Here is a 13,178-nt window from a genome sequence, read left to right on the forward strand (position 1 = left end):
CCGCGCCGCGCGGAGGCTCTTTGTCCTCACGTCCGCCGCTGCCTCCTGTTTGGGGCCGCGGCGGCAAGTCTTATAGGTCCCCGTCTGCCCGTTCGACATCGAACGGATCGGCGGGCTCACCGGTCGTTGCGTCGAGCGGCCCCTGCGCCAGCCTGGTCACCTCGGGAGGTGACGGCGGCGCGAAGCCTGCCACGAGACGCAGACCCATGAGTACGTCATCGGGTCGAACGGCAGGTGTTTCATGCCGAACAACCATACGAAGTATGACACACGGCGGGCCCGGCTCCTGACCTGCCGTTCTCTCCCTGTCGTCCACCACGGCCATCGACCGCACCGCCTGGCGGGCGTCGAATCGCCGCATTCCCTTCTTCGTCAGGCGTTCGACCTCAACGCGGTCGGCCGTCTCGAACTCCTTCACCGCCTGCTCCGCCGCGGCCACATCGGCCCCCGGCAGCCGCAGTTGCCACACCGAAGCCTCCAGCCTGTCGGCCAGGCTCCCGGCACGCGCCTCGATCACCTCGAGCACGTCCAGTCCCGGCGGCAGCGAGACATCGAGGTCGGCCCGGATCCGGTCGGGATCGCATGGCCGGCTCACTCCGATCTCGAGATACTCGGCCTCGCTCGCCACCCCGGTGGGGGCGGCACCCGCGTAGGAGATCTTCGGATGAGGGCTGAACCCCGCGCTGAACGCCACCGGGATGCCGGCTCGCCGTACCGCCCTTTCGACGGCGCGGGAGATGTCACGGTGACTGGTGAAGCGCAGTCGCCCCCGCTTGGCGTAGCGCACTCGGAGGCGCTGCACCACGGGCGGGGGTGTCGGCCCATCGGGAACGGGTTTCAGAGTTCCGCCGTCCTTCCGAATCTCGGTCCATCGAATTTCAGGATAGGCCGCTCCAGGTGCTGGAACGGCCTGTGGTGTTGCGGGAGAGCCTCCCCGCAGGGTCGCGAAGGGCCGCATTCCGGCCCAGGACGCCTCAGACCACGGTGAGCGGGAGCAGTTTCTTGCCGGTCGGCCCGATCTGGATCTCCGTCCCCATGGTGGGACAGACGCCGCAGTCGTAGCAGGGCGTCCAGCGGCAGTCCTCGACCTCGACGTCGCTCACGGCGTCCTGCCAGTCCTGCCACAGCCACTCGCGGTCGAGACCGGCGTCGAGGTGGTCCCAGGGGAGCACCTCGTGCTCTTCGCGCTCCCGCGTGGTGTACCAGTCGACGTCCACCGAGCCGCCGGAGAACACCCGTTCCGCGGCGGTCATCCAGCGCTCGTAGGAGAAGTGCTCGCTCCAGCCGTCGAACCGGCCGCCGTCCTCCCAGACCGCCCGGATGACCGAGCCGACGCGGCGGTCGCCGCGCGACAGCAGGCCCTCCACGATCGACGGCTTGCCGTCGTGGTAGCGGTATCCGATCGCCTTGCCGTACTCCTTGTCGCCCCGCAGGGAGTTGCGGAGCTCGCGCAGGCGGCGGTCGACCGTCTCGTGGTCGCACTGGGCGGCCCACTGGAACGGGGTGTGCGGCTTCGGCACGAACCCGCCGATGGACACGGTGCAGCGCACGTCCCGCGAACCGGTCGCCTCACGCCCCGCCTTGATGACCTTCTTGGCCAGGTCGGCGATGCCGAGGACGTCGATGTCCTCCTCGGTCGGCAGGCCGCACATGAAGTAGAGCTTCACCTGCCGCCACCCCTGGCTGTAGGCCGTGGTGACGGTGCGGATCAGATCCTCCTCGGTGACCATCTTGTTGATCACCTTGCGCATGCGCTCGGAGCCGCCCTCGGGAGCGAAGGTGAGCCCCGACCTGCGGCCGTTGCGGGAGAACTCGTTCGCGAGATCGATGTTGAACGCGTCCACCCGCGTGGAAGGCAGCGAAAGACCCGTCTGGGTGCCTTCGTACCGGTCGGCGAGGCCCTTCGCGACCTCGCCGATCTCCGAGTGGTCGGCGCTGGACAACGACAGCAGGCCGACCTCGCTGAAGCCGGACTCCTTGAGGCCGGCCTCGACCATGTCGCCGATCGTGGTGATCGACCGCTCCCGGACCGGACGGGTGATCATCCCCGCCTGGCAGAAGCGGCAGCCGCGGGTGCAGCCGCGGAAGATCTCCACGCTGAACCGCTCGTGGACGGTCTCGGCGAGCGGGACCAGCGGCTTCTTCGGATAGGGCCACTCGTCCAGGTCCATCACCGTGTGCTTGAAGACACGGGAGGGGACGCCGGAACGGTTGGGGGCGACGCGCTTGATGCGGCCGTCCGGGTGGTACTCGACGTCGTAGAACTTCGGGACGTAGACGCCTCCCGTGGAGGCGAGGCGCATGAGCAGCTCGTCGCGGCCGCCGGGGGCGCCCTCGCCCTTCCACTCGCGGATGACCTCGGAGATCGCGATGGCGATCTGCTCTCCGTCGCCGAGGACGGCGGCGTCGAGGAAGTCGGCGATCGGTTCGGGGTTGAAGGCGGCGTGGCCCCCGGCCAGGACGATCGGGTCGTCATCGGTCCGGGCCACCGCGTCCAGCGGGATACCCGCCAGATCCAGGGCCGTCAGCAGGTTGGTGTAACCCAGCTCGGTGGAGAACGACACCCCGAGGACGTCGAAGGCGCGCACCGGCCGGTGCGCGTCGACGGTGAACTGGGGGACGCCCTCCGACCTCATCAGCGCCTCGAGATCGGGCCAGACCGCGTAGGTGCGCTCGGCCATCGTCTCGGGCAGCTCGTTGAGGATCTCGTAGAGGATCTGCACGCCCTGGTTGGGCAGGCCGACCTCGTAGGCGTCCGGGTACATCAGCGCCCAGCGGACGGTCGCCTCGTCCCAGTCCTTGACCGTCGAGTTGAGCTCACCCCCGACGTACTGGATCGGCTTCTGCACCTTGGGCAGGAGCGCTTCCAGGCGAGGAAACAATGACTCGACAGACATGCGTCCAGGGTATCGGCTCCAGAAGGCACCCCAGATCGGTCGCCGACTACGACGGCCCGGAAGCGTGCCGGGCCGCCGTCAGGTCCATCTCTCCCGGATGTGGATCGCCTGGAGGATGCCGAGCGAGGCCATGTTGGCGAACGCGGCCGTACCTCCGTACGACACGAACGGCAGGGGCACGCCGGTGATCGGCATGATGCCGATGGTCATGCCGACGTTCACCAGGGTCTGGAAGCCCATCCAGGTGACGATCCCGCCCGCGACCAGGGCGCCGAAGCGGTCCTCGCACATCCGCGCGATCCGCAGGCCGCGCATCAGGACCACCCCGAGCAGCGCCACCACCGTGACCGTCCCCACGAAGCCGAACTCCTCGCCCGCTACCGTGAAGATGAAGTCGGTGTGCTGTTCCGGCACGAAACGCCCGGTGGTCTGCCCGCCGTGGAACAGGCCCTTGCCGAACAGCTCGCCCGACCCGATCGCGACCAGTGCCTGGGTGCTGTTGTAGCCGACGCCGCGGGGGTCGCTCGCCGGGTTGATCAGAGCGGTGAACCGGGCCACCTGGTAGGGCTTCATGAGCCCGAGCGACCACACCGCCGACCCGCAGGCGACGGCCAGGACCAGCGCCAGGGCGATCCAGCGCTTGCGCAGCCCCGCGAACACGATGACCCCCCCGGTGATCACCATGAGGACCATCGTGGTGCCGAGGTCGGGCTGAAGCATGACCAGGGCCGCCGCGACGCCCGCGGCGGCGAGGCACAGCGCCACGTCGAGCGGCCGCGGCCGGTCCTTCTTCTTCCCCTGGAGGTGGCGCGCGAGTAGCCGGGCCATGAAGACGATCAGCGCCGGTTTCACCAGCTCCGCCGGCTGTACGGCGAAGCCGCCCCCGACCATGATCCACGAATGGTGGCCGTTGATCGTCGACCCCATGGGCGTGATGACGAGCAGGAGCATCAGGATCGCGACGCCGTACACGATCGGCGCGTAGGTCCGCAGCCAGCGATAGTCGGCCATCGCGATCACGAAATAGAGCACCAGGCCCACGCACAGGTTGAGCACGTGCTTCTTGGCCAGCGCGGTCGGTTCGTTGGAGATCCAGGTCCGGGTGGAGGACCACACCAGCAGCGTCCCGATGACGCTGAGGGCGATCATCGCCGCGAAGAGCACGCCGTCCATCCGCCAGATCGGCGAACCCTGGCCGACCGTGCGCTTGACGAGGGACCGTCTCCCGACCCTGAGCGCCTCAGGCATGGCGCCGCCTCACCGGCCCACAGTCCCGTCAGGCCTGATCACCGGGAGACGGCTCGCGGGCTTCCCATCGGGGAGCGCCGCCTTGACCGCCTTGCCGTCGTCACCCTTGCCGAGTCCGAAGATCCCCTCCCAGATCTGCCGGACGGCGGGAGCCGCCGCCGAAGCGCCGAATCCACCCTGCGAGACCAGCACGACGGCCACGAAGCGCGGGTTGTCGGCGGGGGCGAACGAGGCGAACCACGAGGTGTCGGCCTTGCCGAAGACCTCCGCCGTACCGGTCTTGCCGCCGATCTTCACCACGCCCATCGGGAACCCGGCGAACGCGCCCGCCGCCGTGCCGTCCGAGGGCACCTCGCTGAGCGCCTTGCGGATGTAGTCGCGGGTCTCGGTGTTGATCGGCAGCTTGCCGACCACGGGCACCGGGATCTCCTTGACGAGCGTGCCGTCAGGCTTGACCAGCGCCCAGCCGAGCCGCGGGCTGCGCAGCTTCCCGTCACCCACCAGGGCGGCGTACGCCCGGGCGAGTTGGAGCGGGGTGACCTGCACGTCGCCCTGGCCGATGGAGAAGTTGGCCGCCTCGTAGGCGTGGAGCATGTAGCCCTCGAGGCAGTTCTCGTTGGCCAGGCGCTTGGAGAACGCCGCTCGGGCCTCGTCCTTGATCTCCGGGTAGCCGGTCTTGGCTCGCCGGCACATCTGGTCCTTGGTGGCGTTCCACAGGTCGCGCTTCCAGGCGCGGTTGGGGATCAGGCCCGCCGACTCGCCCGGCAGGTCGATGCCCGTGAGCTTGCCGAAGCCGAAGGAGCGCGCCATGTTCGACATGGGCTCCTTGACCTTCGACTTGGCCGTCTTGCCTCCGTCGCGCAGCCACTCCTCATATCCGGCGCGGTAGAAGACCGTGTCGCACGACTTCACCAGCGCCGTGTGCAGCGAGATGGAGCCCAGGCTCATCCCACCGGCGTTGGGGAACGCCCGGCCCTCGACGTTGTACGCGCTCGGGCACTCGTAGGTGCCGTGCAACGGCTGGCCGTCCGCGACCATGGCCGCGACCGAGCTGATCTTGAAAGTCGATCCGGGGGCGTACGTGCCCTTGATCGCCCGCGACACCAGCGGCTTGCCGGACTTGTCGGACAGCAGGTGCCTGTAGTCCTTCTCGGCGATGCCGCCCGTCCAGACCGAGGGGTCATAGGTGGGCCTGCTGGCCATCGCGATGACCCGGCCGGTCTTGACGTCGAGCACCACGCCCGCGGCGCTGTCGGCTTGGGGGTTGTCCCGCATCGCGTCGGAGACCGCCTTCTCGACGATCGCCTGGACCTTGGCGTCGATGCTGGTGATCAGGATGTTGCCCGGAGTCGGCGCCGCCTGCTGCTGCACCGCGATGGTCTTGCCCATGCGGTCGACCTGGACCCGGCGCACACCGGGCTGGCCTCTGAGCGCGGCGTCGTACTCCGCCTCGAGCCCGTCGCGGCCCATCAGGTCGACGCCCGAGTAACTGGCCTTGAGTCCCTCGCGCCGCTCCAACTCCTCCTTCGTGACCGGCTGGAGGTAGCCGAGCAACTGCGCCGCGTTCTTGCCGTACGGGTAGTTGCGAACCGCCTGGATCTCCGCGGTGACGCCGGGGAAGTCCTCCTGACGCTCCAGGATCTGCAGCGCCTGGCGGCTGGTGACGTGGTCGGCGACAGGAGTCGGCTGATACGGCGAGCCCGGCCAGCACGGCCGTGAGATCCCGGGCCCGCAGGGGCGGATCCGCTGCTTCAGCGCCTGGAACTGCACCCCGAGAACCGCGGACAGTTTCCTGAGCACGGAGTCGCCGCCGTCGGGCATCCGCTCGAACCTGGCCGGGTCGATCGAGACGACCAGGCTGGGACGGTTGCGGACGAGCGGGTGACCGGTCGAGTCGAGGATCGCCCCCCTGAGGGCGGGTACGCGCACCTCCCGGGTGCGTGTCTCCGTGGCCACCGCCACGAACTGCTTGCCCTGCACCATCTGGACCTGCCAGAGGCGCACGACCAGCACCACGAGCAGTGCGACGACGAGCACCTGCAGGACGAAGAGTCGCCCCCTCAACCGTGTCATGCCGTCCCCCGTCTGTAGCTCGTCACGAACTCCGACCCTCTGGCCCTCCGCTTGGGCTGAAGCGCCGACACCGCCCAGAGCACCACGGGGGCGAACACGAGATTGCACAGGCCGACCCAGAGCCACGCCGTCCTGAGGACTGACCAGGTCACGCCCGGATCGCCGAGCAACGCGCCGATCCCGGCCGCGAGGCCGGGAGCGATGACCGCGCACAACATCACGACGAGCAGGGGCAACTGCCCGCCGGCCCGGCCCGCCAGGAATCCCAGGACGCACATCACCAGCGCCCACTGTCCGAGCGCATGGTCCGAAGGCGGCAGGAGGTCGTAGGCGAGACCACCGCAGAAGCCGATCACCGCCCCCGGCACGGCCGCCCCGCGCAGCGCCGCCAGGCTGAGGACCACGAGAAGCACCAGGTCAGGCGCGATCCTGGGCGACACCCTGTTCACCAGGCCGACCTGAAGAACCAGAGCGGCGAGGATGAGCAAGGCCGCGACGAGGTTGCGAAACATCAGGATCAGGCCCCCCTGTCCTGTCTCCGCTGATCCCCCGCTTGTCCCGGTTCTCTCGGCGCAGCACGCTCCGGCGTGGGCGACGGCGCGAGACGGGTCTCTTCCCGCGGTTCGTGCCCCGACCTCGGCGGTTCGGACTCCAGCGGACGCGCGTTCGCGCCCGGGGCCGCCGCGGCCGGCTGCTCCACCGTCCGATCGGTCTCACGCGTCTCGGCCTGACGCGTCTCGACCGGCCTCGGCGCGGGCAGCAGTCCGGGCCTCTCGACGGCCTTCGCCTGGCGCGAGACCGCGGGCTTGGGAACCGGCGGCAGCACCGAGTCACGCGGGTCACGCTTGGGCGCCTCGGTCACCACTCCCACGACGTCGATCGACGAGAAGTCCGCGAACGGCCGGGCATAGGCGGTCCTGGTGAGCTCCCCGGGCGTGGTGTCCACCCGCTCGATCACCCCGATCGGCACACCCGGCACGTACGGCGCGCTTCCCTGGGAGCCGAAGGAGACGATTCTGCGCCCCACCTGCACCGGCGACGAAGAGTCGAGCATCCGGAACTTGATGAGGTTGTCGTTGCCTCCGGCCTCCCCGAGGCCGTTCACGACACCGAGTTCGTTGCCGCCCTCCATCCGGGCGCCCGCCGCCAGGGCGGGGTCGGTCAGCAGGACGACGGTCGACGTGCTCGGGCCCGCGTGGACGACGCGACCGACCAGGCCCTCACCGCTGAGCACCGTCATGTCGGTCCGCACACCGTCGCCGGTGCCGATGTCGATCTCGACGGCGTCCTCGAAGCCGGGCGAGGCACGGCGGGCGACGACCTGGGCGGGCACGATCCGGTAGCGGCCGAGACCCGCCAGCCCGAGCATCCGGTCGAGTTTCATGACCCGATCCCGGTTCAGGCGCTGCGCGTCCAGGTCGCTCTTCAGTTGTGCGTTCTCCTTGCGGAGCGCGGTGATGGCCCGCTCTGCGCCCGGCGCGTTGCTGATCGTCTTGAAGAAGCCGGTGATCGGCCTGGTGACGGTCGCAGTGGCCCCTTCGACGCTCCCGAACACCGAGGACGCTACGTCGCGCACTGGAGCCAGGAGGGTCCCGTTGGCGGCCCGGTGATCCACAGTGATGAGGATCAACGCGGCCGCCAGAAGGACTCCGATCACGAGACGGGCGCGGCGGGTGTCTCTCATGAACGGCTCCTTAGTTGCGGGGCTCCTGGACGAGGACCTGTTGGAGCGCCTCGAAGTCCTCCACACACCTTCCGGAGCCGAGCGCGACCGAATCGAGCGCGTTGTCAGCGAGGTGGACCGGCATGCCGGTCTCCTCCCTGAGCCGATCGACCATGCCCCTGAGCAGGGCGCCGCCGCCCGTCAGGGCGATGCCTCTGTCCATGAGGTCACCGGAGAGCTCCGGTGGGCATTTGTCCAGCGTGGACTTGACCGCGTCGACGATCACGTTGACCGGCTCGGCGGTCGCCCTGCGGATCTCCTCGGCCGAGATGACGACCGTCTTCGGAAGCCCGGTCACCAGGTCCCTGCCGCGGATCTCGGCGTGGAAATCCTCGCCCAGCGCGTACGCGGAACCTATTGCGATCTTCACTTCCTCCGCCGTGCGCTCCCCCAGCATCAGGGAGTACTCCTTCTTCGCGAAGGACATGACGGCGTCGTCGAGTTCGTCGCCCGCGACGCGGATCGACTGGCTCGTGACGATGCCGCCCATGGAGATGATCGCCACCTCGGTGGTGCCGCCCCCGATGTCCACCACCATGTTGCCGGTGGGCTCGTGGACGGGCAGGCCGGCACCGATCGCGGCCGCCATGGGCTCCTCGATGATGTAGACCCGCCGTGCCCCTGCTTGATATCCCGCTTCCTTCACCGCGCGCTGCTCGACTCCCGTGATGCCACTGGGAACCGCCACGATGATGCGGGGCCGGACGAAGTGCCGGCGCTTGTGGACTTTCTGGATGAAGTACCTCAGCATGCGTTCGGTCACGTCGAAGTCCGCGATGACCCCGTCCCTCAGTGGACGGATGGCGACGATGTTGCCGGGCGTGCGCCCGATCATCCGCTTCGCTTCGATCCCGACCGCCACGATCTTGCCGGTGGTGACGTTGATGGCGACGACGGACGGCTCGTTGAGCACGATTCCGCGCCCTCGCACGTAGACCAGGGTGTTCGCCGTGCCAAGGTCAACCGCCATGTCACGGCCCAGGAATGTCAGCTTGCTGCCCATGCGGAAGGAAGCCTTCCTTCAGGTGGTTGGCGGGATAACGCATCGCACTCGAATCGTAACGCGATGTACCCATGACTGGGCACATCGAGCTATCAGGCACGGGGAAAATCTGCGCTTCCCGGGCCAGGGATGTGCCACCACCTTGGAAAACACCTGAGGCCCCGGTTTGGCCGGGGCCTCAGGCGGGGCAAGGACTAGAAACGGTCCGGAAAGAAGATCTTGATCTCACGGGCCGCGGACTCCGGCGAATCGGAGCCGTGCACGATGTTCTCCCCGATCTCCAGAGCGTGATCGCCGCGGATGGTCCCGGGAGGCGACTTCACCGGGTCGGTCAGGCCGGCGAGCGCACGGAACGCCTCGACCGCCCGCGGACCCTCCACGACGAGCGCGACCAGCGGCGCGGACGTGATGAAGGTGACCAGCTCCCCGAAGAACGGGCGCTCGGAGTGCTCGGCGTAGTGGGCCTTGGCCGTCTCGGCGTCGAGCGTGCGCAGGTCCATCGCCACGATCGTGAGGCCCTTGCGCTCGATGCGGCCGATGACGTCGCCGATGAGGCCACGACGGACACCGTCCGGCTTGATCAGGACAAGCGTACGCTCGGACACGGATTCTCTCCTCGTTCAAATGCTCGGTGACATGGCTGCGCAGGGTCGCGCGGTCGCACAGACGGCCTCGGCCGCGGATGTCCCGCGTTCGGACCTCCGGATCTCCCGGCGGCCGTGTTCTCCGAGGCCTCAGTGCTACGGCAGAGCCGGCGCAACGGCAGCTTACCGGTCCGTAAGCGGCTCTCCGGTCGCGCCGTCCTCCCCCTCGGGCGAAGGCGTCGGAGCCGGGATCACCACCTGTTCGCCCCGTACGGCACCGCCGTCGGCGAAGGCCGCGCCGGAGGCCGCGTCCCGGCGTGCCAGGACGGACGCGAGCACGATGATGACCACCACGACGAAGCCACCGGCCAGCGCCCCGGTGTGGAGGGCGTCGACGAACCCGCCGAGGACGGCCTGCTGGCTGGGATCGGCGGAACGGCTGACCTCCTGGAGGAGGAGGAACTGGATCCCCGAGCCGAGGAGGAAGCCCGCCATGACGGCGGGGACGCACAGCGACAGGCCGAGGAGGGCGGACCCCTGACCTGCGAGCCTGAGCGCGCTGACCAGCGCGACGGCGGCTCCGACGGCGAGTAGGACGAACGGCACCACGAGCGGCGGACCGTACGGCTGCGGGACGAGCAGCCTGATCGCGCAGAGCCCGGCCACGACGACGGCCAGACCGCCGTTGGTGAGCCGGAAGACCATCGACAGCGGGGCGCGTGCGGCCAGGAGGGCGGCCAGCACGGCGGCCACGGCCGCCAGCACGAACGGCAGCCAGATCCCGGACAGGCCCGGCCCGCCGACCCCGCCCAACTCGAGATAGGTGGTCTGCGCCGCCGTCGGCAGGACGACCAGCCCGACCGCCACGTTGGTGAAGGCCAGCGTCCGCCCGCCCGGCTCGTCGAACGTCCCGGTCGCGACGAGCCCCAGCATCACGACCAGCGCCAGGGCCGCCGCGATAACGACCAGGTTCGGCGACCAGTCGAACGTCATGCCGATCGCCAGGACGGCGATGCCCGCGGAGGGCACGGCCGTACGTGCGAGCCTGACCCGCTCCGCGCGCGTGGACCGGTTCCCCGTGACCTCCCCCTGCGCGGCCGCGGACGAGGTGGTGATCTCCGCGTCATGGTCGGCGGATGCCTCCGTGGCGTCGGACGACCCGGAGGCGCGCTCGGCGTCGCCCCCGATCAGCCAGAGCACGAGATAGGCGGCGGCGAGGGCCAGCGCGATCCCTGTCAACAGGGGATACGGCTGAAGGGTCACCCGCCACGACTCGACCTTGTCGAGTGGCCACAGGGCCAGGGCCTGCGCCGAGAGCAGGCTCGCCGCGAGCATGCCCGCCCAGATGGGCAGCAGGACGTTCTTCCGCGGTCGCTCGAGGACGGCCGCGAGCGTGCCGGGCACCAGCATGCCCGCACCGATCCCGTGGAGCACCCGCAGGACGCCGACCAGCCAGGTCGACTCCGCGTAGCCGCCGGCGACGTCGGCCAGCGCCAGCAGCGTGAGCCCGGCGACCAGCACCGGCGCCGTGCGGAACCGCCGGACGGCGATCGCCGCGAGCGGGACCGTCAGCAACATCGCCGGCAGCGCCAGACCGTGCGCCCGCATCATCGACACGGGCGGGATGTCCGGCGGCAGCAGCGCGGCCACGATCGAGATGGTGTTGGGGATGGCGACGACCGCCAGGGGCAGCGCGACCGCGGTCAGCAGCCCGACGACGACGTCGAGGAAGACAGGGACGCGGACGGCTTTGACCATGACAGCGGTCCGAGCCTGCGGAACGGGAGGGACGGCCATGGTTGCCGACTTTAGCGCTTAGTCGTCCCCTCGACACGGCGAGCGACGAATATGGCAGTTATCCACAGGGCCGCGAAGATCACCCCGAGGAAGAACATCACGGGGACCAGGAAGCCTGTCGCGATGGCCAGGACCTGGATGACGCTGCCGGCCAGGTAGGCGGAGGGACGCTTGAGCATGCCCGCGACGACCACGCACAGTACGGCCAGGCCGATGCCGACCGTCACCGCGAGCGCCGGCTGTACGTGGTTGATGACGATGGCGACCGGCGTGGTGAGCGCGACGACGATGGCCTCCATGCCGAGCACGCTCGAACCGAGCCGCCGCATGCCGGGTGTCACCTCGAACATGCGGCCCTCCTTCGTCGCCGGCTGCTCCGCGATCACTTGCCGCCTTTCAGAAGCACGCGGGCGTCGCCCGCCGTGACGACGGATCCCGTGATCAGAACGCCGGAGCCGAACTCGTCACCCTGGTCCGCGAGCCCGACGGCGATGTCGATGGCGTCGTCGAGACGCTCGGCCACATGGACCCGGTCGGGGCCGAACACGCTCTCGGCTCTGGCCGCCAGTTCCTCCGGCTCCATCGACCGAGGTGAGGAATTCCGCGTCACCACCAGTTCTTCGGCGACCGGCTCCAGCAGTTCGAGGATGGTGTCGATGTCCTTGTCCGCCATCATCGCGACGACGGCCACGAGCCGGGTGAACCCGAACGACTCGGTCAGGCCGTCAACGGTGGCCTCCATGCCGCCGGGGTTGTGCGCGGCGTCGAGAACCACCGTCGGGCCACGCTTGACGATCTCCAGCCGTCCCGGGCTCGTGGCCTCGGCGAACCCCTGCTTGACCAGGTCGTCCCCGAGCGGGTCGCCTGCGCCGGACAGCGCCTCGACCGCGGCGAGCGCCGTAGCGGCGTTGCTCGCCTGGTGCTCGCCGTACAGCGGGAGGAAGACGTCTTCGTAGACCCCGTTGAGGCCCCTGAGCTGAAGCAACTGCCCGCCCATGCCCAGCTCCCGGTGCAGGACGCCGAATTCCAGGCCCTCCCTGGCCACCGTGGCGCCCACCTCGGCGACCCGCCGCATGAGCACTTCGGCCGCGGGGAGGGGCTGCTGCCCGAGTACGACCGTCGCTCCCGGCTTGATGATGCCGGCCTTCTCCCCGGCGATCGTCTCGACGTCCGGGCCCAAATATTCGGTGTGGTCCAGCGAGATCGGGGTGATGACGGCGACGGTCCCGTCCGCGATGTTCGTGGCGTCCCAGGTGCCGCCCATGCCCGTCTCGATGACGGCGATGTCCACGGGGGCGTCCGCGAAAGCCGCGAACGCCATGGCGGTCAGGACCTCGAAGAAGCTGAGCCTGCCGGTCTTGGCGTCGATGATCTCCAGGTACGGGGCGATGTCCAGGTAGACCTCGGTGAAGCGCTCCTCGGACAGCGGTTCGCCGTCGACGGAGATGCGCTCCCTGATGGAGGTCAGGTGCGGGCTCGTGTAGCGGCCGACCCGGAGATTACGCGCCCGGAGCAGCGCCTCCGTCATCCGCGCGGTGCTCGTCTTGCCGTTGGTCCCGGCGATATGGATGACGGGGAAGGATTTCTGAGGGTCGCCGAGGAGCTCCATCAGGGCCCTGACCCGGTCGAGGGTGGGATCGAAGTCCCACTCGACTCCTCTATCCATGATCGCTTGCTCGACGGCACGGTATTCCACGTTGTCAGCCTACGGGCAGATCACCATGGTGCGACTCCCGACCCGCGTCTCCGGGCGCTCGCCGGCTATTGCGGTATATCCGGGGGGATGTGTGGTCCCGCGGGGGAAAACAAAAAAAGGAGGGGCCGCCCCTGACGGGGTGGCCCCTCCCTTAAAA

11 protein-coding genes are annotated in these 13,178 nt (G+C 69.2%); all 11 read right to left on the bottom strand.

The window, feature by feature from the left end; translation table 11 throughout:
- Nucleotides 1-70: 70 nt before the first annotated feature.
- The 11 genes from Pmi06nite_RS06070 to Pmi06nite_RS06120 all read right to left on the bottom strand — a co-directional run bounded on the left by Pmi06nite_RS06070 (nucleotide 71) and on the right by Pmi06nite_RS06120 (nucleotide 12,991).
- Nucleotides 71-805, bottom strand: a complete 735-nt coding sequence (locus Pmi06nite_RS06070) for a TIGR03936 family radical SAM-associated protein (protein WP_239113694.1) — start codon at nucleotides 803-805, stop codon at nucleotides 71-73.
- Nucleotides 806-974: 169 nt separating this feature from the next.
- The gene (locus Pmi06nite_RS06075) at nucleotides 975-2,897 is read right to left on the bottom strand and encodes a TIGR03960 family B12-binding radical SAM protein (protein WP_203951805.1); all 1,923 of its coding nucleotides are present in this window, start codon (nucleotides 2,895-2,897) and stop codon (nucleotides 975-977) included.
- A 78-nt stretch (nucleotides 2,898-2,975) separates the two neighbouring features.
- Entirely contained in the window at nucleotides 2,976-4,145 is a 1,170-nt protein-coding gene (gene rodA, locus Pmi06nite_RS06080) for a rod shape-determining protein RodA (protein WP_203951806.1), read from the bottom strand.
- Between the two features lie 9 nt (nucleotides 4,146-4,154).
- Complete coding sequence (gene mrdA, locus Pmi06nite_RS06085) at nucleotides 4,155-6,218, bottom strand: penicillin-binding protein 2 (RefSeq protein WP_203951807.1); 2,064 nt, start codon at nucleotides 6,216-6,218, stop codon at nucleotides 4,155-4,157.
- On the bottom strand, nucleotides 6,215-6,730 hold the full coding sequence (mreD, locus tag Pmi06nite_RS06090) for a rod shape-determining protein MreD (RefSeq protein ID WP_203951808.1): 516 nt from the start codon (nucleotides 6,728-6,730) through the stop codon (nucleotides 6,215-6,217). The genes mrdA and mreD overlap by 4 nt, the downstream gene beginning before the upstream one ends.
- Before the next feature lie 5 nt (nucleotides 6,731-6,735).
- Nucleotides 6,736-7,902, bottom strand: a complete 1,167-nt coding sequence (gene mreC / locus Pmi06nite_RS06095; RefSeq protein WP_203951809.1) for a rod shape-determining protein MreC — start codon at nucleotides 7,900-7,902, stop codon at nucleotides 6,736-6,738.
- Between the two features lie 10 nt (nucleotides 7,903-7,912).
- Complete coding sequence (locus Pmi06nite_RS06100; RefSeq protein ID WP_203884163.1) at nucleotides 7,913-8,944, bottom strand: rod shape-determining protein; 1,032 nt, start codon at nucleotides 8,942-8,944, stop codon at nucleotides 7,913-7,915.
- Nucleotides 8,945-9,138: 194 nt separating this feature from the next.
- Nucleotides 9,139-9,549 (bottom strand): nucleoside-diphosphate kinase, encoded by a 411-nt coding sequence (gene ndk, locus Pmi06nite_RS06105; RefSeq protein ID WP_203951810.1) that lies wholly within the window; start codon nucleotides 9,547-9,549, stop codon nucleotides 9,139-9,141.
- Between the two features lie 162 nt (nucleotides 9,550-9,711).
- Complete coding sequence (locus Pmi06nite_RS06110) at nucleotides 9,712-11,325, bottom strand: hypothetical protein (protein WP_203951811.1); 1,614 nt, start codon at nucleotides 11,323-11,325, stop codon at nucleotides 9,712-9,714.
- Between the two features lie 11 nt (nucleotides 11,326-11,336).
- Nucleotides 11,337-11,675, bottom strand: coding sequence for a DUF4233 domain-containing protein (locus tag Pmi06nite_RS06115; protein WP_203951812.1), 339 nt, complete (start codon nucleotides 11,673-11,675; stop codon nucleotides 11,337-11,339).
- 32 nt (nucleotides 11,676-11,707) lie between these two features.
- Nucleotides 11,708-12,991, bottom strand: a complete 1,284-nt coding sequence (locus tag Pmi06nite_RS06120; RefSeq protein ID WP_203951876.1) for a bifunctional folylpolyglutamate synthase/dihydrofolate synthase — start codon at nucleotides 12,989-12,991, stop codon at nucleotides 11,708-11,710.
- Nucleotides 12,992-13,178: the final 187 nt, after the last annotated feature.

Source organism: Planotetraspora mira, from assembly GCF_016863275.1.
GTDB lineage: Bacteria > Actinomycetota > Actinomycetes > Streptosporangiales > Streptosporangiaceae > Planotetraspora > Planotetraspora mira.

Excerpts from the sequence above, each read along its gene's own strand:
- Pmi06nite_RS06075 (WP_203951805.1), bottom strand. The coding sequence starts at position 2,897 with ATGTCTGTCGAGTCATTGTTTCCTCGCCTGGAAGCGCTCCTGCCCAAG.
- rodA (WP_203951806.1), bottom strand. The coding sequence starts at position 4,145 with ATGCCTGAGGCGCTCAGGGTCGGGAGACGGTCCCTCGTCAAGCGCACG.
- mrdA (WP_203951807.1), bottom strand. The coding sequence starts at position 6,218 with ATGACACGGTTGAGGGGGCGACTCTTCGTCCTGCAGGTGCTCGTCGTC.
- mreD (WP_203951808.1), bottom strand. The coding sequence starts at position 6,730 with ATGTTTCGCAACCTCGTCGCGGCCTTGCTCATCCTCGCCGCTCTGGTT.
- mreC (WP_203951809.1), bottom strand. The coding sequence starts at position 7,902 with ATGAGAGACACCCGCCGCGCCCGTCTCGTGATCGGAGTCCTTCTGGCG.
- Pmi06nite_RS06100 (WP_203884163.1), bottom strand. The coding sequence starts at position 8,944 with ATGGGCAGCAAGCTGACATTCCTGGGCCGTGACATGGCGGTTGACCTT.
- Pmi06nite_RS06110 (WP_203951811.1), bottom strand. The coding sequence starts at position 11,325 with ATGGCCGTCCCTCCCGTTCCGCAGGCTCGGACCGCTGTCATGGTCAAA.
- Pmi06nite_RS06115 (WP_203951812.1), bottom strand. The coding sequence starts at position 11,675 with ATGTTCGAGGTGACACCCGGCATGCGGCGGCTCGGTTCGAGCGTGCTC.
- Pmi06nite_RS06120 (WP_203951876.1), bottom strand. The coding sequence starts at position 12,991 with ATGGATAGAGGAGTCGAGTGGGACTTCGATCCCACCCTCGACCGGGTC.